The organism is Rhizobium sp. C1 (assembly GCF_021026335.1).
Classification (GTDB): domain Bacteria; phylum Pseudomonadota; class Alphaproteobacteria; order Rhizobiales; family Rhizobiaceae; genus Ensifer_A.
In genome coordinates this window covers 897,923-917,492 of sequence record NZ_JAJNCY010000001.1, presented here as the reverse complement: position 1 = coordinate 917,492, position 19,570 = coordinate 897,923, and the positions used below count along the sequence as shown (strand labels likewise).

Here is a 19,570-nt window from a genome sequence, read left to right as displayed (position 1 = left end):
TGCATTCTCAAATCTGTTTGCGTCTGACAAAAAATTGCCCGCCATCTTAAAAATCGGTTCCAAACATAAAGAGCCACTTATAAAAATGCATTAATACAGCCTCCGTCTGGATTGTGCAAAACAACATTCAGGATTGTGGCGGCGACGATGTTCGCGCAATGGCTTGCGCGGGATTTCCGGCCGGGGTTTACAGCCTCCGCTCGGGTATGCCAAAAGCCCGCAGGCAAAATCCCCAGCAATCAAGAAGGATCATGTTGTGAAACCGGAAGAAATCCGCAAGCTCGAGGCTTATCTGAAGCGCAATCTCAATCCGGCCCTCGTCGTCAAGGCGCGTCCGCGCAAGGACGATTCCGCCGAAGTCTATCTTGAGGACGAATTTCTCGGCGTGATCTACAAGGACGAGGAAGAGGGCGAGCTATCCTACAATTTCTCCATGGCGATCCTCGATATCGATCTCTGATCTGCCGAGACAGGGATTGCGGTGCGTTCTTCAGATCGCGCCGCAGCATTCCCGAAATCACAATAAATTCATAAATTTGATATATTTATCCGAGCATATATCGGGTAAGAATTCGCTCGCCGGTTGACTTTATTGTGCGCTGCATTCAAAATGCAGCCTGTTCTCGAACTCAAGGGTGAAGCGATGTTCAATTTTGATGAAGCCAGCCACAAGAGCAAGGAAGCCATGGACACGATGCTGAAGAACTATTCGGCCGTGACAAAGGGTTTTCAGGCTATTGCGGCTGAAGCGGCGGATTTCTCCAAGAAGTCCTTCGAGGATGGCGTGGCTCACGTCGAGAAGCTTGCAGGCGTCAAGAGCATCGAAGCTGCTGTCGAGCTGCAGACGTCTTTCGTGAAGTCTTCTTTCGAGAAGATGGTCGCTGAAGCGACGAAGATGAGCGAAATGTACGCGGAAGTCGCCAAGACGGCCTACGCGCCTTACCAGAATGCCATGAAGCAGGCCGACGTTCCTGCTCCGCAGTTTAACGAAGCTGCCTGATAGCCAAGCCGTTAAAGCGACTTTTCTACGATTTTCTGGAACCGGCCCCCTCTTGGGCCGGTTTTTGTTTTTGTGTCCGGTCAACGAGTTTGCCGTGGGGCGCTCACGAAGAAATGTAGGGGCCGTGTGTGCCAGAAACATCATTTCCCGTTGCGGACCGCCGGGAAGGCCTTAAAATAGCAGAACGGCGCACTTAGATAGGAGCTTCGCCTCCAAGGCCGGCGCGTAAAGTTTGCAGGCCGCAAGAATGAAATGCCGAAGGAGTTTATCTGGAAATGATCGTCATGCCGGTCCATATGCAGGCTGAAGGTGATGATGACAACAGGACGGGCGGCAATCGCGGCACCGCCGTGATCACGCGAACCAAGCCCAAGACAAAGCGCCCAAGTCTTTACCGGGTCCTGCTTCTCAACGACGATTATACCCCGATGGAGTTTGTGATCCACATTCTGGAGCGTTTCTTCCAGAAGGATCGGGAGGCCGCGACCCGCATCATGCTGCATGTCCACAACCACGGCGTCGGCGAATGCGGAATTTTCACCTATGAGGTGGCGGAAACAAAGGTGACGCAGGTGATGGATTTTGCCCGGCAGCACCAGCATCCGCTGCAATGTGTCATGGAAAAGAAGTGAGGGAAAATCGTGCCGACATTTTCGCCAAGTCTGGAAAAAGCGCTCCATCAGGCCCTCACGTTTGCCAACGAGCGCCATCATGAATACGCAACGCTGGAGCATCTGCTTCTCGCGCTGATCGAGGACACGGATGCCGCCGCCGTCATGGGCGCCTGCAACGTCGATCTCGACGCGCTGCGCAAGACCGTCATCGACTATATCGATACCGAACTCGGAAGCCTGGTCACGGGCTACGAAGAGGATTCCAAGCCGACCTCGGGTTTCCAGCGCGTCATTCAGCGCGCCGTCATCCACGTCCAGTCCTCCGGCCGCGAGGAAGTGACGGGGGCAAACGTGCTTGTGGCCATTTTCGCCGAGCGCGAAAGTCACGCCGCATTCTTCCTGCAGGAGCAGGAAATGACCCGCTACGACGCGGTCAACTATATCTCGCACGGCATCGGTAAGCGTCCCGGTTCTAGCGAAGTCCGCGCGCCGCGCGGCGTCACCGAGGAAACCGAGAACGGCCCGACCGCCCAGCGCGGCGGCAACGAGCATGAGGAAGGCGAGGGCAAGAAGAAGCAGGACGCCCTGAAGGCCTATTGCGTCAACCTCAACGAGAAGGCCAAGGTCGGCAAGATCGACCCGCTGATCGGCCGTCACGACGAGGTCAACCGCACGATCCAGATCCTCTGCCGCCGCTCCAAGAACAACCCGCTTTACGTGGGCGATCCGGGCGTCGGCAAGACAGCGATTGCCGAAGGTCTCGCCAAGCGCATCGTAGAGAAGAAGGTTCCGGAAGCGCTTGAAAACGCGACGATCTTCTCGCTCGACATGGGAACTCTCCTCGCGGGAACCCGCTATCGCGGCGACTTCGAAGAGCGTCTGAAGCAGGTCGTCAAGGAGCTGGAAGATTATCCCGGCGCCATCCTCTTCATCGATGAAATCCATACGGTGATCGGCGCTGGCGCTACGTCGGGCGGGGCGATGGACGCATCGAACCTGCTGAAGCCGGCGCTGTCGTCGGGTGCAATTCGCTGCATCGGTTCGACCACCTACAAGGAATATCGTCAGTTCTTCGAAAAGGACCGTGCACTCGTCCGTCGCTTCCAGAAGATCGACGTCAACGAGCCATCGATCGATGATGCCATCGACATCATGAAGGGTCTGAAGCCGTATTTCGAAGATTACCACAAGCTGAAATACACGAACGACGCCATCAAGGCGGCGGTCGAGCTTTCGGCGCGTTACATCTCCGACCGCAAGCTGCCGGACAAGGCGATCGACGTCATCGACGAAGCCGGCGCCGCGCAGATGCTGCTGCCCGCCTCGCGCCGCCGCAAGACGATCACCGACAAGGAGATCGAGGCCACGATTGCGACCATGGCTCGGATCCCGCCGAAGACCGTGTCGAAGGACGACGAGGTGGTTCTCGCCAATCTCGACAAGGAACTGCGCTCGGTCGTCTACGGTCAGGACAATGCGATTGATGCGCTGTCGTCTGCGATCAAGCTGGCACGTGCGGGTCTCCGTGAACCGAACAAGCCGATTGGCTGCTATGTCTTTGCCGGTCCCACGGGCGTCGGCAAGACAGAAGTCGCCAAGCAGCTCGCCTCGTCGCTCGGCGTGGAACTGCTGCGCTTCGACATGTCGGAATATATGGAACGGCATACCGTTTCGCGCCTGCTGGGCGCACCTCCCGGCTATGTCGGCTTCGACCAGGGCGGTCTCCTGACCGACGGCGTTGACCAGCATCCGCATTGCGTGCTGCTGCTCGATGAAATCGAGAAGGCGCATCCGGATATCTTCAATATCCTGCTGCAGGTCATGGACCATGGTTCGCTGACCGACCACAACGGCAAGAAGATCGACTTCCGCAACGTCATCCTGATCATGACGACCAATGCGGGCGCTGCTGAAATGGCGAAGTCGGCGATAGGCTTCGGTTCGTCGAAGCGGACGGACGAGGATGTCGAGGCGATGAACCGCCTGTTCACGCCGGAATTCCGCAACCGTCTCGACGCGACGATCCAGTTCGCGCCGCTGCCGCCGCAGGTCATCCATCAGGTTGTTCAGAAGTTCGTCATGCAGCTCGAGGCCCAGCTCTCGGAACGCAACGTGACCTTCGAACTGACCGACGAAGCGACCGACTGGCTGGCCAAGAAGGGTTACGACGACAAGATGGGCGCCCGCCCGCTGTCGCGCGTCATCCAGGAAAACATCAAGAAGAAGCTCGCCGACGAAATTCTCTTCGGCAGGCTCAAGAAGGGCGGCGTGGTCCGCGTCTCCGTCGATGGCGCCGAGCTGAAGCTCGATTTCATCCCGGAAGGCGCCAAGGTCGAGCCTAAGCCGGAAGCCGAGGAAGAGGCCGCTGCAAAGGCAGCGGTGAAAGCTCCCGCCAAGCCGAAGGCATCGCGTGCGAAGAAGAACGCGCCCTCCGACATCAACGTCTGATCATCATCCGGACGCGGCTCGAAAGGGCCGCGTCTTTCCCGCCTCCTCATCCCCGGATTTCCTGACATGAGTGAACAATGACGGACATGCTCGCCGAGCGGTCCCGCCGCTACTGGTTTGTTCAGGGAATGAAGGGGCTTTTCTCTCTTCCCGGCTTTATCCTGATGTCCGCCTTTGTCGGCTTCACGGCGCTGGCCTTCCAGTCGGGTCTGACGCGCGCGGAGGCGACATTTCTCACCTTCTTCGTCTGGGCGCTGCCGTCGCAGATGATCGTCGTTGGCGCGATCTCGTCAGGAATGGGCGTCGTCGCCGCCTTCCTTGCCGTTAGTCTTGCGTCAATCCGCATGACGCCGATGGTCGCCGCACTTGTACCCGAGATCCGCGAGAAGAAGACCTCGTCGGCGCTTCTCATCTTCCTGTCGCATTTCGTTGCGATCACCGCCTGGGTCTATACGCTGAAGAAGGTGCAGGATATCCCGCGCGACGGCCGGATCGCCTTCTTTGCCGGGCTCGGCATGACGCTGACACTCGCCAATACCGCCATCGTCTTCGGCCTTTATGGCGTCGTCTCCGAACTGCCGCCAATTGCCGCCGGTACGCTCTATTTCCTGACGCCGATGTATTTCGTCATGTCGATCTGGGAATCGGCGCGCCAGCCGGTCGTCTACTGGGCGCTGGCCCTCGGCATGATCGTCGCCCCGGCCTCGCATTATCTTGCGCCGCAGATCGACATGCTGCTGACCGGTCTGGTCGCCGGCACCTTCGCCTATGTCATAGACAGATCGAGGCGGAGGCGAGCGCCATGACCGCACAGGAGATCGGCGTCTTCGCCTTTATCTTCATCGCTGGTACGCTTGGCACAGACATCTGGCGCTGGCTCGGCGTTTTCGGCGGCAAGCAACTTTCGGAGGAGAGCGAGGCGCTGGTCTGGGTTCGCTCGGTCGCCACCGCTCTTGTCGCGGGTGTGATTGCCAGCCAGGTTCTCTATCCCGGCGGCGTACTCGCCGGAACGCCGATCACGTTGCGGATCGGCGCGGCCGTCGCCGGCTTTGCGGTGTTCCTGCTCCTGAAGAAGAACATGGTCGCAGGCATTGCCGTGGCGTTGACAGTTCTCGCCGTGGGCCTGCACTTTCTCGGCATCTGAAAAGGTCAAATCCGTGAGGCAAGACGGGCAAGCTCATCTCCCTTTTTGACAGCCGTGACGCAGAAATCAGAGCGCCGCCTTCAGCTTCTCAGCATTGGCTTTCAGAACCTCCATGTCCTCCATCTTCCCCGTATGCGGCTTCAGCGCCACGCCTTCGAAGCGCGGGATGATGTGGAAATGCAGATGATAGACGGTCTGGCCCGAGGCCGGTTCGTTGAACTGCACGAGCTGGATGCCATCGGCCGCAAAGGCCTTCCTGGCGGCAACGGCGATCTTCTGCACGACCGGGATGGTCTTCGACAGCACCGCCGGATCTGCATCGAGCAGATTGCGCGACGGTGCCTTCGGGATGACGAGCGTGTGGCCGGGCGATTGCGGCATCACGTCCATGAAGGCCAGCGTATCGTCATCCTCATAGACCTTGAAGGATGGAATTTCGCCGCGCAGGATCTTGGCGAAGATATTGTTGTCGTCATAGGTCGCGGACATGTCGTGTCTCCCTGTCGTATATGCCGATCTTACGGCTGTTCCTCGCCCTTGCGGAAAGGGCTGTGTTCGGAAAGATATTCGCCGGTCTCGGCAATCGCCTCGCGCTCGCGCTCCAGATAGTCGGCGACGGCGTTGCGCAAACCGGGGTGGGCGATGTAATGCGCCGAATGCGTTGTCACCGGCAAATAGCCGCGCGCCAGCTTGTGCTCGCCTTGCGCACCGGCCTCGACGCGGTCGAGCTTGCGGGCAATGGCAAAGTCGATGGCCTGATGATAGCAGACCTCGAAATGCAGGAAGGGGTGATCCTCGATGCAACCCCAATGCCGCCCGTAAAGCGCATCCTCGCCAATGAAATTGATTGCTCCGGCCACGTAGCGGCCCTCACGCTTCGCCATGACCAGCAGAATGTCATCCGGCATGCGCTCACCGATCAGCGAATAGAATTCGCGGGTGAGATAGGGCCGTCCCCATTTGCGGCTGCCCGTATCCATATAAAAGGCGAAGAACTGGTCCCAGATATCTTCGGTCAGGTCGCTGCCCGTCAGCCAGTCGATGCTGATCCCGTTTTCGAGCGCCGAGCGCCGCTCCTTGCGCAGGTTTTTGCGCTTGGAGGAGGAGAGTTCCGCCAGAAAATCCTCATGAGAGGAATAGCGCTTGTTGAGGAAATGGAACTGCTGGTCGGTGCGATGCAGGTAACCATCGCTCTCGAGAACCGACAGATCGTCCTCCTGCAGGAAGGTCACATGCGCCGAGGACAAACCCAACCGGTCTGTCTCCTCGCGCAGCGCCTTTGAAAGCTGCTTCTTCAGTTCCGTACGCCCGTCAGCCACGAGCAGGCGAGGGCCGCTCGCAGGCGTAAAAGGAACCGTGCACTGAAACTTCGGATAGTAGCGCCCGCCCGCCCGCTCATAGGCGTCCGCCCAGGCATGGTCGAAGACATATTCGCCCTGGCTGTGCGACTTGCCGTAGCAGGGAACGGCGGCAGCGATCTTCCCGTCGTCACCGGTTAGCGCGATATGCCTCGGCTGCCAGCCGGCCCGCGTGACCGCAGAGCCGGACTCTTCCAGCGCCGAGAGATAGGCATGCGAAACGAAGGGATTATAGGGAATTCGCCCGCCGCGATGCGCACCGTCGAGCCGATCCCACTCCGCCCTGGGGACGGAGGAGATCTTCTCGATGATGCGGAGGACGGGGTCTTTCATCAGGCAGCTTTTGTCTCGCGCGGATCGAAGCCTTCGAAGGTCATCTGGTCGGCATTCTCGAAAGTCTGCTTGATCGCAGCTTCGTCGCGCACCGTCCAGGTGATGATCGGAACGCCTCTTTTACGCAGGCCCTCGGTGAACGGATTGGGCAGATGAGCATAGTGGTAGGAGGTGAAATCAAGGCCGATTTCCATCTCGTTGACCTGCCGCTCCCAGATCTCCGGCTTGTCGCCATAGGCCGTGAGGCCGACCGGGTAGGGCACGCCGATCTCCTTCAGCTCCTTCAGAAGCCAATGGTCGAAGCTCATCAGCGCAACCTGGCCCTCATAACCTTCCAGCACTTCGAGTACCGATTCGACAAAACCCTCGTCGTCGCCCTCGCGGCCCTTGAGTTCGATGACCAGCGGCACCTTGCCTTTGACGAGGTTCAGCATGTCCTTGAGCTTCGGCACACGATCCTTCGTGCCGCCGATGGTCATCAGCGAGAGTTCGGCAGAGGTCTTGGCCCGCACATCGCCCGGCATATTGCAGAGCCGCTCGAGGTCATCGTCGTGAAACACGACCGGCACGCCGTCAGACGCGTATTGCAGATCGCATTCGATCGCAAAGCCAGCATCAACGGCGTGCTGGAACGCCGAGAGCGTGTTTTCCCAGACCGTCTTGTTCATGTCGTGATAGCCGCGATGCGCAATCGGGCGTTCGGTCAGCCATGCAAAGTCCGACATCAGGCGATTTCCAGAATGGCGTCGATCTCGACCGAGGCATTGAGCGGCAGGCAGGCCATGCCGACGGCGGCGCGCGCATGCTTGCCGGCTTCGCCGAGCACGTTGACCAGAAGGTCGGACGCGCCGTTGATGACGAGATGCTGGCTGGTGAAGTCCTGTGCAGAAGCCACAAAACCGTTGATCTTGATCAGCCGCTTGACGCGGGAGAGGTCCCCGCCAAGCGCGGCAGAGGCCTGGGCGAGAATGTTGATGGCGCAGAGTTCGGCCGCGCGCTTCGCGGCATCGAGTTCGACATCCTTGCCGACGATGCCGGTGACCGCGACCTTGCCGCCTTCCATGGGAAGCTGGCCGGAAAGATAAAGCGTGTTGCCCGAAATCACGTAAGGCACATAGTTTGCCGCCGGGGCTGCTGCGACGGGGAGCGTGATCCCCAGGTCGTCGAGTCGCTTGGAAATTTCGTTGGTCATCACTCACTCCAAATCTTGACGGTCATCATTGCCGCAGCAATCCGTTTATCCTGTGTCCCGGCAATCACCATTGCCTGATTCCGACGCTCCGTCTTCATCATGAAGGTAATTTGACGCTCGCCTTTTTAAAGACCACTCTTTATAGCATCCAGGAAAATCATGCGGCTCTGGTCCGGAGGAATAGAATGTTTCGGCGACACCTTGCAAAGGCTTTTTGGGCAAAGGCTTTTTGCGCAAGTGCGGCGATCACGGCCCTTGGACCTTTGCCCGCGACGGCAGGCGCCGCCGACGGTCTTGCCGCCCATCGCGCCATCTACGATCTGGTCCTGAAACATTCCTCGGAAAATTCCGGGATCGACGATATGTATGGCCGCATGGTCTATGAATTCACGGGCTCGGCCTGCAAGGGTTTCAACGTCAAGTTTCGCTTTGTCACCGCTGTCGACATGGGTGGCGAGAAGCGCCTGACGGACCAGCAGACGACCACGTTCGAGGACCTGCCGAAAGGCCAGTTCCGCTTCGAAACCAAGTCCTATTCCGATGAGAAGCTGAGCCAGAATGTCCGCGGCGAAGCGCAACTCGGGAAATCCGGGCTCGAGGTTAGTCTGAACCAGCCCGACCGCCGCAAGCTCGAACTCGCCAAGAGCAGCTTTCCGACGGAGCAGATGATCGAGGTGATCGACAAGGCCCGCGCTGGCGTCCACTTTTTCGAAACCCGCGTCTTCGATGGTTCTGACACCGGCGACAAGTCGCTCTACACCACGACCATCGTCGGCGATCTGGTGAAGCCGGATACGGCAAAGCCGGATACGGATGGAGAGAACCCCGGTGTGCTTGCCAAGGAAGCTTATTGGCCGGTCACGGTCGCCTATTTTGACGACAAGACCGGCAAGGACCAGCTGCCGACCTATCGGGTGTCGTTCAAGCTTTATGAGAACGGAATCACGCGCGATCTCGTCATGGACTACGGCGACTTCGTTCTGTCTGGCAAACTTGCCGAACTTGACCTTCTCAAGAGCGACTCCAGCTGCAAATGATGTTCGCAGCCGTGAAAAATAGGCCTTTGTCCGCGGCGGGGCTTGTGTTTTCCGCGACTCCATTATAAAGGCCGCCCATTCCACACGTGGGGCTAGGGACTTTCCGGGAGAAATCCGGATGTTCCGCCGGTGGCGCTTGAAGCGTCGTTGTCCCACGGAGGTTCAACCGGAAAAGGACACGATAAGCATGGCATTGCCTGATTTTTCCATGCGTCAGCTTCTTGAAGCTGGCGTTCACTTCGGCCACCAGACCCACCGCTGGAACCCGAAGATGAAGCCGTATATCTTCGGCGACCGCAACAACGTTCACATCATCGACCTCGGCCAGACCGTTCCGATGCTGCACACGGCCCTCAAGGCTGTCAGCGACACGGTTGCCGGCGGTGGCCGCGTTCTCTTCGTTGGTACGAAGCGCCAGGCTTCCGAGATCATCGCTGACGCTGCCAAGCGTTCGGCCCAGTACTACGTCAACTCGCGCTGGCTCGGCGGCATGATGACGAACTGGAAGACGATCTCCAACTCGATCCAGCGTCTGCGCAAGCTCGACGAGATCCTGAACGGCGAAGCCCAGGGTTACTCGAAGAAGGAACGCCTGAACCTCGAGCGCGAACGCGAGAAGCTTGACAAGGCCCTCGGCGGTATCCGCGACATGGGCGGCACGCCGGACCTGATGTTCATCATCGACACCAACAAGGAAAAGATCGCCATCGACGAAGCAAAGCGTCTCGGCATCCCGGTTGTTGCGATCATCGACTCGAACTGCGATCCGGACCAGATCGACTACCCGATTCCGGGTAACGACGACGCTTCGCGCGCCATCGCTCTCTACTGCGACCTGATCGCTCGCGCTGCCATCGACGGCATCGCTCGCCAGCAGGGCGCTTCGGGCCGTGACCTCGGCGCTTCGGCTGAAGCTCCGATCGAGCCGGCTCTGGCAGAGGCAGAAGGCGAAGCCTGATAGGCCTATATTGACGGCGCGGGTTTGCCCGCGCCCGACAGGGGCTTTTGAAGTCCGGGGCCGCCAGCATCCCATGTCTGGCGGCTTTCGTTTTATCTCGGCCCGGTTCTTCATCACCCTGTAACAATTCGCGGGCGATTTAAGCCCAAAATGAAATGGTGCGCGATTCCGCACCGCTGGAAATAAAAGAGGCGAGACATGGAAATTACCGCTGCAATGGTCAAGGAACTGCGCGAAAAGAGCGGCGCAGGCATGATGGACTGCAAGAAGGCGCTTGCCGAAACGAACGGCGACATGGAAGCCGCGATCGACTGGCTTCGCGCCAAGGGCATTGCCAAGGCTGACAAGAAGTCTGGCCGCACGGCTGCCGAAGGCCTCATCGGAATCGCTTCCGCCGGCCACAAGGCTGTTGTCGTTGAAGTGAACTCCGAAACCGACTTCGTGGCCCGTAACGACGCCTTCCAGGACCTCGTCCGCGGCATCGCTCAGGTCGCTCTCTCCACCGACGGCACCGTTGAAGCCGTTGGCGAAGCCGTTTATCCGGCAACCGGCAAGTCGGTCACCGACTCGATCAAGGACGCAATCGCCACGATCGGCGAAAACATGGCGCTCCGCCGCTCCGCCGCTCTCGAAGTCGAGCATGGCGTTGTCGCGACCTACATCCACAACGCTGCCGGCGACGGCATCGGCAAGCTCGGCGTTCTCGTTGCCCTGAAGTCGGTCGGCGACAAGGCCGTCCTGACCTCGATCGGCCGCCAGGTTGCCATGCATATTGCTGCTACGAACCCGCTCGCGATCCGCGCCGAGGAAGTCGATCAGGCTGCAGCCGACCGCGAACGCGCGATCTTCATCGAACAGGCCCGCGCTTCCGGCAAGCCGGACTCGATCATCGAGAAGATGGTTGACGGCCGCATGCGCAAGTTCTTCGAAGAAGTCGCTCTTCTCTCGCAGGCTTTCGTCGTCAACCCCGACCTGACCGTCGGCGCTGCCGTCAAGGAAGCTGAAAAGGAAGCCGGCGCTGCCATCGAAGTTGTCGGCATGGCCCGCCTGCTGCTCGGCGAAGGCATCGAGAAGGAAGCCTCCGACTTCGCAGCTGAAGTGGCTGCAGTCGCCAAGGGCTGATCGAATTCCGTTAAGGAAAACTGAGGGGCATCGCGTGACAACGCGGTGCCCTTCGTGTATGCGGCGATAGGTTATGTCAATGCCGCGTCCTCGCCGCGCCGATGCCAGCCGATCGCGCTGCATCGACTAAAATCACGGAGCGTTCATGTCGTCCTCACCCCTCTACAAGCGCGTTCTTCTGAAGGCCTCGGGCGAAGCTCTGATGGGCGATCAGGGCTTCGGGATTGATGTGAACGTCGCCGACCGGATTGCCGCGGATATCGCGGATGCCCGCAAGATGGGTGTTGAAGTGGGCGTTGTCGTGGGCGGTGGCAATATCTTCCGTGGCGTTGCCGTAGCCTCCAAGGGCGGCGACCGGGTCACCGGCGACCACATGGGCATGCTCGGCACGGTGATCAACGCCTTGGCACTGGCAACTTCGCTGCGCAAGCTGGATATCGACACCGTCGTCCTCTCGGCGATTGCCATGCCGGAAATCTGCGAAAGCTTCTCGCAGCGCGCAGCACTTTATCATCTGTCGCTCGGCCGCGTGGTGATCTTTGCCGGCGGCACGGGCAATCCCTATTTCACCACCGACTCCGCCGCAGCCCTTCGCGCGGCCGAGATCGGCGCGCAGGCCCTTTTCAAGGGAACCCAGGTCGACGGTATCTATTCCGCCGATCCTAAAAAGGTTCCCGATGCAACTCGCTTCGACCGGTTGACCCATAAGGAAGTCCTCGATAGGGGACTGGCAGTCATGGACGTTGCGGCAGTTGCGCTGGCGCGGGAAAACGCCATACCGATCGTCGTTTTCTCGATCCACGAGCGCGGCGGCTTTCCGGCAATCTTGACCGGTGGCGGCCGTGGGACCATCGTAACGGACAACTGATAGACGTGAGGTTCGATTCCATGTCGACCTCGCGCAGCAAGAATATGGAGTGAAGACCATGGCAGGCGGTGCCGATCTCAACGATATCAAACGCAGGATGGAAGGCGCCGTGACGGCGTTCAAGAGCGATATCGCTTCGCTCCGGACCGGACGCGCCTCTGCAAATCTTCTGGATGCCGTGATGGTGGAAGCCTATGGTTCGCGCGTACCGCTGAACCAGGTCGCCAACGTCACCGTTCCCGAGCCGCGCATGCTGGGCGTTTCGATCTGGGACAAGCAAATGGTAGGCGCAGTCGATCGCGGCATTCGCGAATCCAACCTCGGCCTGAACCCGATTGTCGATGGCCAGAACCTGCGCATCCCGCTCCCGGAGCTCAACGAGGAGCGCCGCAAGTCGCTCGTCAAGCTCGCCCATGAATATGCCGAAAAGGGCAAGGTCGCTGTGCGTCACGTGCGCCGCGACGGCATGGACGCTTTGAAGAAGGCCGAGAAGGATGGGGATATCGGCCAGGATGAAAGCCGTGTTCAATCCGACAAGATCCAGAAGATGACCGACGACACGATCGTCGAGATCGACAAGGTTCTGGCCGAGAAGGAAAAGGAAATCATGCAGGTCTAAGGCTCGTCCTTGGATCTTTGGGGGCGCTCGAATTTGGACGGGGCGATGGATAACGCGGGGCAGGCAGGGGTTCCCAGGCATGTCGCCATCATCATGGATGGCAACGGCCGCTGGGCCAAGGCAAGAGGCATGCCTCGCGGTTTCGGTCACCGCAAGGGCGTCGAGGCCGTGCGCGAGGCGGTGAAGTCCGCCCGCCATTTCGGTATTTCCTATCTTACACTTTATGCCTTCTCTTCGGAGAACTGGCGCAGGCCGGCCGATGAAGTCAGCGACCTGATGGGGCTGCTCAAGCTTTTTATCAAGCGCGACCTGGCCGAGCTTCATGCCGCCGATGTGCGCATCCGCATCATCGGCGAGCGGGAGCGGCTTTCTGGCGATATTCTGCAACTGCTTCTGGAGGCGGAGGAGACGACGAAGTCCAACAAGGGCCTTGTTCTGGTGATTGCCTTCAATTATGGCGCCCGTGACGAGATTGCCCGCGCCTGCCGCCGTATCGCGCAGGACGTCGCGGCTGGAAGGATCGACCCGGAAGACATTTCTGCGGAAATGGTCAATGACCGGCTCGATACGGCCGGCATCCCCGATCCGGATCTGATCATCCGCACAAGCGGCGAGGAGCGTCTGTCAAACTTTCTGCTCTGGCAGGCGGCCTATAGCGAACTGGTCTTCGTGCCGGAGCTCTGGCCCGATTTCGACAGAAGCGTTTTCCGCAACGCGCTGGACATGTTCGCCGCCCGGAACCGCCGCTTCGGCGGGGTCGAAAGTGCGGAGAAAGCCGTCGGTTCGCCATGAGCGAGGAACTGCGGCTCAGAATCGTTTCCGCGATCGTCCTTGCCATCGTTGTCCTCGCCGCGACCTGGCTCGGGGGCATCTATTTCGCCGTTCTGGCGATCGTCATCGCCATTCTGGTTTATTACGAATGGACGCGTATCACAGACGCGCGCAGCCGCGACCCCGAAGCCTACTGGGTTGGGTGGGGCGCGATCGCCCTGATCGCCTTCGACGTTCTGGTCGAAGAGGGCACGGATGCCTGGAATGAATATCTCTGGGGGGCTGTGGCGCTGCTCTTCATCTATGCCCTGATCCGCGCAAAGAACCGCTGGAACCCGGCGGGCGTGGTCTATGCAGGACTGACCGGCGTGTCGCTTGCGGAAATCCGCGGTGACGATTTCACCGGCTTCATCGCCATGATCTTCATCTTCGCAGTTGTCTGGGGCACGGATATCGCCGCGTATTTTACCGGTCGCGCGATCGGCGGCAAGAAGCTGGCGCGGTCCATTTCTCCGGGCAAGACCTGGTCGGGAGCGATCGGCGGGGCTGTGGCCGCCGTCATCTGCGGCGCGCTCGTCGTGCTCTGCTACATGAAACAGGTTTCATTGTGGACGGTGGCTCTGGCCTTTCTTCTGTCTGTCTTCAGCCAGGTCGGCGACCTTTTCGAGTCCTTCATGAAGCGGCGCTACAAGGTGAAGGATTCCAGCCATCTGATTCCCGGCCATGGCGGCGTAATGGACCGGATCGATGGCCTCGTGTTCGCCTGTTCCGGCGCCTTCATCCTGAAAATGCTGTTGTCATCTTGGAATCACGGTGTCGGGACATTTATATTGGGCGCAGTTTCACAATGATGCACGAAGGCCGCGCGTTGGCGGGCATTTCGTTACGGAGGACTTCCGATGAACGCGCTTGAAACAGTGGCCGGATTTATGGGCGGCTACATTGTGCCCTTCATCCTCGTCCTATCGCTCCTCGTTTTCGTACATGAAATGGGTCATTACTTGGCGGGTCGCTGGTCGGGTATCCGTATTCTCGCCTTCTCGATCGGCTTCGGGCCCGAACTGCTGGGCTGGACCGACAGCCACGGAACCCGCTGGAAGATTTCGATTATCCCTCTGGGCGGCTATGTGCGCTTCTATGGCGACGACGACGCCTCCAGCCGGCCCGACTTCGAGGCGCTCGAAAAGCTGAGCGACGAAGAGCGCAGCAAAACCTTCAATGGTGCAAAACTTTGGAAACGTGCGATCACGGTCGCAGCCGGACCGATCGCAAACTTCCTCCTCGCCATCGCCATCTTCGCCGTGATCTTCTCGATCTACGGCAAGCCGGTCAGCGATCCGATCGTCTCGCAGGTCAAACCCGGCAGCGCGGCCGAGCAGGCCGGCTTTCAGGCGGGTGACCGCATCGTCTCCGTTGACGGCAGCCCGGTTGCGACCTTTTCCGATCTCCAGCGCTATGTGAGCATGCGCCCCGGTTTGCGCATCGACGCCAAGGTCGAGCGCCAGGGGAAGATGCTCGATCTGTTCGTCACGCCGGTCTCCACCGAGATCGACGATAATTTTGGCAACAAGATCCAGGTTGGCATTATCGGCATCATGAGCAATGCGCAGACCGGCAATTTCCGCGTCGAGCGTCTGAATCCGGTCCAGGCGGTGGGTGAGGGCGCCCTGCAAAGCTGGCATGTCGTAACCGGAACCTATGACTACATTTCCAACATGATCGCCGGCCGCATGAAGGCCGACCAGCTCGGTGGACCGATCCGGATCGCCCAGGCCTCGGGCGAAATGGCGTCGGTCGGAATTGGTGCTCTCCTTCAGCTTGCAGCGGTGCTTTCCGTTTCAATCGGACTTCTGAACCTGATGCCGGTGCCGGTGCTTGATGGCGGCCATCTTCTGTTCTATGCAATTGAGGCCGTGAGGGGACGGCCGGTGGGACCCGCAGCGCAGGAGATCGCGTTCCGTATCGGGCTTGCCATGGTCCTTTCCCTGATGGTGTTCGCCACGTGGAATGACATAGCTCGGCTTATCAGCTGATTTTGTTTTGGAAATCCTTTGTTTACCCTGTTTGAAACGAGGCGTGTCGATTGAGCCACGGTTTGAATTGAAGTAAACAGAATTTAACCTCCGGCCTTGCTTGTATGGGAAAAGCCGTTAAAACGGCAAGCATGACCGGAGTCGTTCTTTGGGCTGTCTACGGCCAAGGTAAAAAAGGTAAAGTTTGAAATGAAGGCTGGTTCAAGATTTTTGAACGCTGTATCGGCAGTTGCGTTGTCTGCCGGCGTTGCAGGTGCGGGCGTTGTCGTGTCGCTGCCCGATGATGCAGCAGCAGCGGTCATTCGCCGTGTCGAGGTTCGTGGGGCAAACCGCGTCGGTGCACAGACAGTCAAAGACAATTTGACGATCCAGCCTGGCAAGGATTTCAGTCCGTCCGATATCGATGCTTCCGTAAAGCGCCTTTATTCGACGGGGTTCTTCTCGGATGTGCGCATCAACGTGTCCGGTGGGACGCTTGTTGTGAACGTGAACGAGAACCAGCTGCTGAATGCCGTGGTGTTCAACGGCAACAAGAAGCTCAAGGATGAGAAGCTGGCTGCTGCTGTGCAATCTCGGCCGCTCGGTCCGTACAGCCAGACGATGATCGACTCCGACATTCAGGCGATCAAGAAGGCCTATGCTGCGATCGGCCGCTCTGATGTGACGGTTACGACGCAGACCTATAACGTTGGCAATGGCCGCGTGAACCTGGCCTTCGATATCAATGAAGGCGAGCGTACGAAGATCGCCCACATCAATTTCGTTGGCAATCGCGCCTTTGGTGATCAGCGCCTTCACAGCGTTCTCGCCACCAAGGAATCTGGCATCCTTTCCTTCATCACCCGTCAGGATATTTACGATCCGGCAAAGATGAAGGCTGACGAAGATGCTCTGCGTCAGTTCTACTACAACCATGGTTACGCCGACTTCCGAATCGTTTCCGACGACGTTCAGCTGAATGAGAAGACGAACGAATACACCATCACCATGACATTGGATGAGGGTGAGCAGTATAAGATCGGCAATGTAAACGTCCAGTCGACGGTTCCGGGCATCAATGGCGATGACCTGAAGTCGCTGGTCGTCAGCCGTCCGGGTGATCTCTACAAGGCCCGCGATATCGAAAAGTCGGTCTCTGCGATTTCTCGTCGCGTTTCGTCTGCCGGTTACCCCTTTGCGCGCGTCACTCCGCGCGGCAACCGTGATGTGGCCAACCACACGATCTCTGTGGATTATCTCGTTGACCAGGGCGAGCGCGCCTATGTCGAGCGCATCGAAATCCGCGGCAACACGATCACGCGCGATTACGTCATCCGTCGCGAGTTCGATCTGGCTGAAGGCGACGCCTTCAACCAGGAAGCCATTCTTGAGGCCAAGCGCCGTCTCGAAAAGCTCGGTTACTTCTCTTCGGTCAATATCTCGACCGCTCCTGGCAGCTCGCCGGACCGAGTCGTGATCATCGTTGACGTTCAGGATCAGCCGTCCGCCTCGTTCGGTATCGGTGCAGGTTATGTGACCGGCGGCGAGGGCTTCGTTCTCGAAGCCTCTATCGAAGACAAGAACTTCCTTGGCCGTGGCCAATACATCCGCGTGGCTGCCAGCGGTGGTCTGAAAACGCGTAACTATTCGTTGTCCTTCACCGAGCCCTATTTCCTCGGCTACCGCCTCGCTGCCGGTTTCGACGTCTACAAGACAACGGACTCGAGCCAGTCGAACTACACGTTCGACACCGAGGGCTTCAACCTTCGCATGTCGGCGCCGATCACGGATGAGCTGACTGCCTCCGCGACCTACGCTTTTGCGAAGATCAACTACAAGAGCAGCAATACGGCAGCGCTGTCTGCTCCCTATCAGAATGTTGTGGCCAACGGTCCGTGGTATCGTTCCTCGATTTCCACTGCGCTGTCCTACAACTCTCTGGACGATCAGAAGCAGCCGCATGAAGGCTTTATCGGAAATATCACACAGGAAATTGCAGGTCTTGGTGGTAACTCGCGTTACTACAAGCTGAGCGGTAAGGTTCGCTATTACCACACCCTGTCCGACGAAGCCGATATCATCGGTTCGTTGAGCCTGGGCGGTGGCGTGATGCGCTCTCTGAAGAGCAACGCGTATGTCTTCGACCAGTTCAAGATTGGCTCGAACGAAATTCGTGGCTTCTCGTCGACCGGTATCGGTCCGCGCATGTCCAATGGCGACGTTCTGGGTGGTCTGAACTACATGACGGCTTCGGCTGAAGCCACGTTCCCGTTGCCCGGTATTCCGGAAGATTACGGTCTGCGTGGTGCAGTCTTCGCCGATGCTGCGACGCTGTTCGGGAACTCTGTCGACCTCGGTGGTCAGACGGCTAACGGCATCAATCAGTCCTGGCGTGCGTCTGTCGGCGCCAGCTTGATCTGGGCTTCGCCGTTCGGTCCGTTGCGTGTTGATTACGCGATCCCGGTCAAGAAGCAGTCTTTCGACCAGATCGAAAGAATCAAGTTCGGCATCCAGACGAATTTCTGATAAAGCCTGTCCGGAACAAAAAATACGGTTATCCGTTCTGGGGCTTGGCCTATGGAAAGAGACATGTTTTTCCCGCGTCATGAAGGTGTGACGCTGGGAAAGCTTGCGGAGCGCATCGGCGCTTCGCTCACTAAATCAGAATATTCTGATGTACTGATCCGCTCGGTCGCGCCTGTTTATCGCGCGGTCGAGGGCGATCTGTGCTATATGCTGTCGCGTAGGAACAAGGCGGAACTTGAGACGTCGAAGGCCTCCGCCATCATTTGTGATGCGGCGCTTCTTTCCCTGATCCCCGAGCATATTCCGGCATTGGTCGCGAAGAACCCCCATGCTGCGTTTGCTCTTGCCGGGCAGATCCTCCACCCGTCAGCCGTTCGTCCGGAGACCATATCGGAAGGTGAGGGCGTTTCGCCTTTGGCTTCCGTTCATCCGACAGCTGTTCTGGAGGCCGGCGTTACGGTTGAGCCCTATGCAGTGATCGGGGCGCATGTCGCAATCGGTTCGGGAACACGCATTGGACCGGGCGCGATGATTGGTAACGGCGTCAAGATCGGGCGCGAATGCATGATTGCTGGTGGAACGAGCATATTGTGCGCGTTGATCGGCAATCATGTGATCATCCACAATGGCGCTCGGATCGGCCAGGACGGTTTCGGTTATGCACCGGGCCCATCCGGCATGATCAAGATCGTGCAGATCGGCCGCGTCATCATTCAGGATCACGTCGAAATCGGTGCCGAGACGACGATCGACCGCGGAACCATGGACGATACGGTCGTCGGCGAGGGTACCAAGATCGACAATCAGGTGCAGATCGGTCACAACGTTCGCATCGGTCGTCATTGCGCGCTCGTCAGCAAGGTGGGCGTCGCGGGCAGCGCGAAGATCGGCAATGGTGTGCAGATCGGCGGCGCGGCTGGCATCAACGGTCACATTACCATTGGTGACGGAGCGCAGATCGCCGCCATGAGCGGCGTGATGGGCGATGTGCCGCCGGGCGAAAAGGTCGCCGGGCAGCCGGCGCGCCCCATCAAGGAATTTTTCCGCGAGATCGCGGAGCGCGCGGCGCGGTCGGGCGGGCGAAAGACAAAAGGCGGAGAGAGCCTATGAGCGAAGACGTGAAGTCTCAACTGGCAACAGCGGAAATTCTCGAACTGATGGCGCTGCTGCCGCATCGCTATCCATTCCTTCTGGTGGACAAGATCATCGAGATCGATGGCGACGATTCTGCCATCGGTATCAAGAATGTCACGGCCAATGAACCGCAGTTCATGGGCCATTTTCCCGGCGAGCCGATCATGCCGGGCGTTCTCCTGATTGAAGGCATGGCGCAGACTGCTGGTGCGATTTGCGCCCGCAAGCAGGGCGGCGGGGCAAAGCTGGTCTATTTCATGACCATCGACAACGCGCGTTTCCGCAAGCCGGTTCGTCCAGGCGACCGCGTCGAATATCACGTGACCAAGCAGAAGCAGCGCGGCAATATCTGGAAGTTCCATTGTGACGCGAAGGTCGATGGGCAACTGGTGGCCGAAGCCGATATCGGCGCCATGCTGCATAACAAGGACTGA

21 protein-coding genes are annotated in these 19,570 nt (G+C 58.9%); 17 read left to right on the top strand and 4 right to left on the bottom strand.

The genetic code is table 11. From position 1 onward, the window contains the following. Positions 1-256: 256 nt before the first annotated feature. The 6 genes from LQK83_RS04555 (at position 257) to LQK83_RS04530 (ending at position 5,206) form a co-directional block, all read left to right on the top strand. Positions 257-460 (top strand): DUF3126 family protein, encoded by a 204-nt coding sequence (locus LQK83_RS04555; protein ID WP_109857746.1) that lies wholly within the window; start codon positions 257-259, stop codon positions 458-460. 183 nt (positions 461-643) lie between these two features. Then, entirely contained in the window at positions 644-1,000 is a 357-nt protein-coding gene (locus LQK83_RS04550; protein WP_230836060.1) for a phasin family protein, read from the top strand. A 275-nt stretch (positions 1,001-1,275) separates the two neighbouring features. After that, the gene (gene clpS, locus LQK83_RS04545; RefSeq protein WP_230836059.1) at positions 1,276-1,632 is read left to right on the top strand and encodes an ATP-dependent Clp protease adapter ClpS; all 357 of its coding nucleotides are present in this window, start codon (positions 1,276-1,278) and stop codon (positions 1,630-1,632) included. A gap of 9 nt (positions 1,633-1,641) precedes the next feature. Further along, positions 1,642-4,062 (top strand): ATP-dependent Clp protease ATP-binding subunit ClpA, encoded by a 2,421-nt coding sequence (clpA, locus tag LQK83_RS04540; protein ID WP_230836058.1) that lies wholly within the window; start codon positions 1,642-1,644, stop codon positions 4,060-4,062. Positions 4,063-4,139: 77 nt separating this feature from the next. Continuing rightward, positions 4,140-4,868: an AzlC family ABC transporter permease gene (locus tag LQK83_RS04535; protein WP_230836057.1), complete on the top strand. Its 729-nt coding sequence runs from the start codon at positions 4,140-4,142 to the stop codon at positions 4,866-4,868. Beyond that, a complete protein-coding gene (locus LQK83_RS04530) occupies positions 4,865-5,206 on the top strand; it encodes an AzlD domain-containing protein (protein WP_230836056.1) in 342 nt (113 codons plus the stop codon). The genes LQK83_RS04535 and LQK83_RS04530 overlap by 4 nt, the downstream gene beginning before the upstream one ends. Before the next feature lie 66 nt (positions 5,207-5,272). Here LQK83_RS04530 and LQK83_RS04525 read toward each other — a convergent pair whose 3' ends face one another. From LQK83_RS04525 to LQK83_RS04510, 4 genes are read right to left on the bottom strand one after another with little or no spacing between them, the layout of a single operon-like run. After that, the gene (locus tag LQK83_RS04525; RefSeq protein ID WP_230836055.1) at positions 5,273-5,695 is read right to left on the bottom strand and encodes an HIT family protein; all 423 of its coding nucleotides are present in this window, start codon (positions 5,693-5,695) and stop codon (positions 5,273-5,275) included. A 29-nt stretch (positions 5,696-5,724) separates the two neighbouring features. Then, the gene (locus tag LQK83_RS04520; RefSeq protein WP_230836054.1) at positions 5,725-6,897 is read right to left on the bottom strand and encodes a GNAT family N-acetyltransferase; all 1,173 of its coding nucleotides are present in this window, start codon (positions 6,895-6,897) and stop codon (positions 5,725-5,727) included. Continuing rightward, complete coding sequence (locus tag LQK83_RS04515) at positions 6,897-7,622, bottom strand: glycerophosphodiester phosphodiesterase (RefSeq protein ID WP_230836053.1); 726 nt, start codon at positions 7,620-7,622, stop codon at positions 6,897-6,899. The genes LQK83_RS04520 and LQK83_RS04515 overlap by 1 nt, the downstream gene beginning before the upstream one ends. After that, positions 7,622-8,089, bottom strand: a complete 468-nt coding sequence (locus LQK83_RS04510) for a RidA family protein (RefSeq protein ID WP_230836052.1) — start codon at positions 8,087-8,089, stop codon at positions 7,622-7,624. The genes LQK83_RS04515 and LQK83_RS04510 overlap by 1 nt, the downstream gene beginning before the upstream one ends. A gap of 185 nt (positions 8,090-8,274) precedes the next feature. Here LQK83_RS04510 and LQK83_RS04505 point away from each other — a divergent pair, with 185 nt between their 5' ends. The 11 genes from LQK83_RS04505 to fabZ all read left to right on the top strand — a co-directional run bounded on the left by LQK83_RS04505 (position 8,275) and on the right by fabZ (position 19,570). Continuing rightward, positions 8,275-9,126, top strand: a complete 852-nt coding sequence (locus LQK83_RS04505) for a cell envelope integrity EipB family protein (protein WP_442966699.1) — start codon at positions 8,275-8,277, stop codon at positions 9,124-9,126. Positions 9,127-9,313: 187 nt separating this feature from the next. Beyond that, on the top strand, positions 9,314-10,084 hold the full coding sequence (rpsB, locus tag LQK83_RS04500; protein ID WP_112695540.1) for a 30S ribosomal protein S2: 771 nt from the start codon (positions 9,314-9,316) through the stop codon (positions 10,082-10,084). Between the two features lie 198 nt (positions 10,085-10,282). Further along, positions 10,283-11,206, top strand: coding sequence for a translation elongation factor Ts (tsf, locus tag LQK83_RS04495; RefSeq protein ID WP_230836050.1), 924 nt, complete (start codon positions 10,283-10,285; stop codon positions 11,204-11,206). A 145-nt stretch (positions 11,207-11,351) separates the two neighbouring features. Next, complete coding sequence (pyrH, locus tag LQK83_RS04490; RefSeq protein WP_230836049.1) at positions 11,352-12,074, top strand: UMP kinase; 723 nt, start codon at positions 11,352-11,354, stop codon at positions 12,072-12,074. Positions 12,075-12,132: 58 nt separating this feature from the next. Continuing rightward, positions 12,133-12,693 (top strand): ribosome recycling factor, encoded by a 561-nt coding sequence (frr, locus tag LQK83_RS04485; protein ID WP_230836048.1) that lies wholly within the window; start codon positions 12,133-12,135, stop codon positions 12,691-12,693. Between the two features lie 45 nt (positions 12,694-12,738). Further along, positions 12,739-13,485 (top strand): isoprenyl transferase, encoded by a 747-nt coding sequence (locus LQK83_RS04480; RefSeq protein ID WP_230836047.1) that lies wholly within the window; start codon positions 12,739-12,741, stop codon positions 13,483-13,485. Beyond that, a complete protein-coding gene (locus LQK83_RS04475; protein WP_230836046.1) occupies positions 13,482-14,315 on the top strand; it encodes a phosphatidate cytidylyltransferase in 834 nt (277 codons plus the stop codon). Before LQK83_RS04480 ends, LQK83_RS04475 begins: the two co-directional genes overlap by 4 nt. 48 nt (positions 14,316-14,363) lie before the next feature. Beyond that, entirely contained in the window at positions 14,364-15,497 is a 1,134-nt protein-coding gene (gene rseP, locus LQK83_RS04470) for an RIP metalloprotease RseP (protein ID WP_230836045.1), read from the top strand. A 189-nt stretch (positions 15,498-15,686) separates the two neighbouring features. Continuing rightward, a complete protein-coding gene (gene bamA, locus LQK83_RS04465; RefSeq protein WP_230836044.1) occupies positions 15,687-18,002 on the top strand; it encodes an outer membrane protein assembly factor BamA in 2,316 nt (771 codons plus the stop codon). Between the two features lie 51 nt (positions 18,003-18,053). Further along, positions 18,054-19,112, top strand: a complete 1,059-nt coding sequence (gene lpxD / locus LQK83_RS04460; protein WP_230836043.1) for a UDP-3-O-(3-hydroxymyristoyl)glucosamine N-acyltransferase — start codon at positions 18,054-18,056, stop codon at positions 19,110-19,112. Next, entirely contained in the window at positions 19,109-19,570 is a 462-nt protein-coding gene (gene fabZ, locus LQK83_RS04455; protein ID WP_230836042.1) for a 3-hydroxyacyl-ACP dehydratase FabZ, read from the top strand. Before lpxD ends, fabZ begins: the two co-directional genes overlap by 4 nt.

Excerpts from the sequence above, each read along its gene's own strand:
- LQK83_RS04505 (WP_442966699.1), top strand. The coding sequence starts at position 8,275 with ATGTTTCGGCGACACCTTGCAAAGGCTTTTTGGGCAAAGGCTTTTTGC.
- LQK83_RS04480 (WP_230836047.1), top strand. The coding sequence starts at position 12,739 with ATGGATAACGCGGGGCAGGCAGGGGTTCCCAGGCATGTCGCCATCATC.
- pyrH (WP_230836049.1), top strand. The coding sequence starts at position 11,352 with ATGTCGTCCTCACCCCTCTACAAGCGCGTTCTTCTGAAGGCCTCGGGC.
- rseP (WP_230836045.1), top strand. The coding sequence starts at position 14,364 with ATGAACGCGCTTGAAACAGTGGCCGGATTTATGGGCGGCTACATTGTG.
- bamA (WP_230836044.1), top strand. The coding sequence starts at position 15,687 with ATGAAGGCTGGTTCAAGATTTTTGAACGCTGTATCGGCAGTTGCGTTG.
- tsf (WP_230836050.1), top strand. The coding sequence starts at position 10,283 with ATGGAAATTACCGCTGCAATGGTCAAGGAACTGCGCGAAAAGAGCGGC.
- LQK83_RS04550 (WP_230836060.1), top strand. The coding sequence starts at position 644 with ATGTTCAATTTTGATGAAGCCAGCCACAAGAGCAAGGAAGCCATGGAC.
- LQK83_RS04520 (WP_230836054.1), bottom strand. The coding sequence starts at position 6,897 with ATGAAAGACCCCGTCCTCCGCATCATCGAGAAGATCTCCTCCGTCCCC.
- LQK83_RS04525 (WP_230836055.1), bottom strand. The coding sequence starts at position 5,695 with ATGTCCGCGACCTATGACGACAACAATATCTTCGCCAAGATCCTGCGC.
- frr (WP_230836048.1), top strand. The coding sequence starts at position 12,133 with ATGGCAGGCGGTGCCGATCTCAACGATATCAAACGCAGGATGGAAGGC.
- LQK83_RS04530 (WP_230836056.1), top strand. The coding sequence starts at position 4,865 with ATGACCGCACAGGAGATCGGCGTCTTCGCCTTTATCTTCATCGCTGGT.
- LQK83_RS04510 (WP_230836052.1), bottom strand. The coding sequence starts at position 8,089 with ATGACCAACGAAATTTCCAAGCGACTCGACGACCTGGGGATCACGCTC.
- LQK83_RS04535 (WP_230836057.1), top strand. The coding sequence starts at position 4,140 with ATGACGGACATGCTCGCCGAGCGGTCCCGCCGCTACTGGTTTGTTCAG.
- lpxD (WP_230836043.1), top strand. The coding sequence starts at position 18,054 with ATGGAAAGAGACATGTTTTTCCCGCGTCATGAAGGTGTGACGCTGGGA.
- LQK83_RS04475 (WP_230836046.1), top strand. The coding sequence starts at position 13,482 with ATGAGCGAGGAACTGCGGCTCAGAATCGTTTCCGCGATCGTCCTTGCC.
- clpS (WP_230836059.1), top strand. The coding sequence starts at position 1,276 with ATGATCGTCATGCCGGTCCATATGCAGGCTGAAGGTGATGATGACAAC.
- LQK83_RS04515 (WP_230836053.1), bottom strand. The coding sequence starts at position 7,622 with ATGTCGGACTTTGCATGGCTGACCGAACGCCCGATTGCGCATCGCGGC.
- fabZ (WP_230836042.1), top strand. The coding sequence starts at position 19,109 with ATGAGCGAAGACGTGAAGTCTCAACTGGCAACAGCGGAAATTCTCGAA.
- rpsB (WP_112695540.1), top strand. The coding sequence starts at position 9,314 with ATGGCATTGCCTGATTTTTCCATGCGTCAGCTTCTTGAAGCTGGCGTT.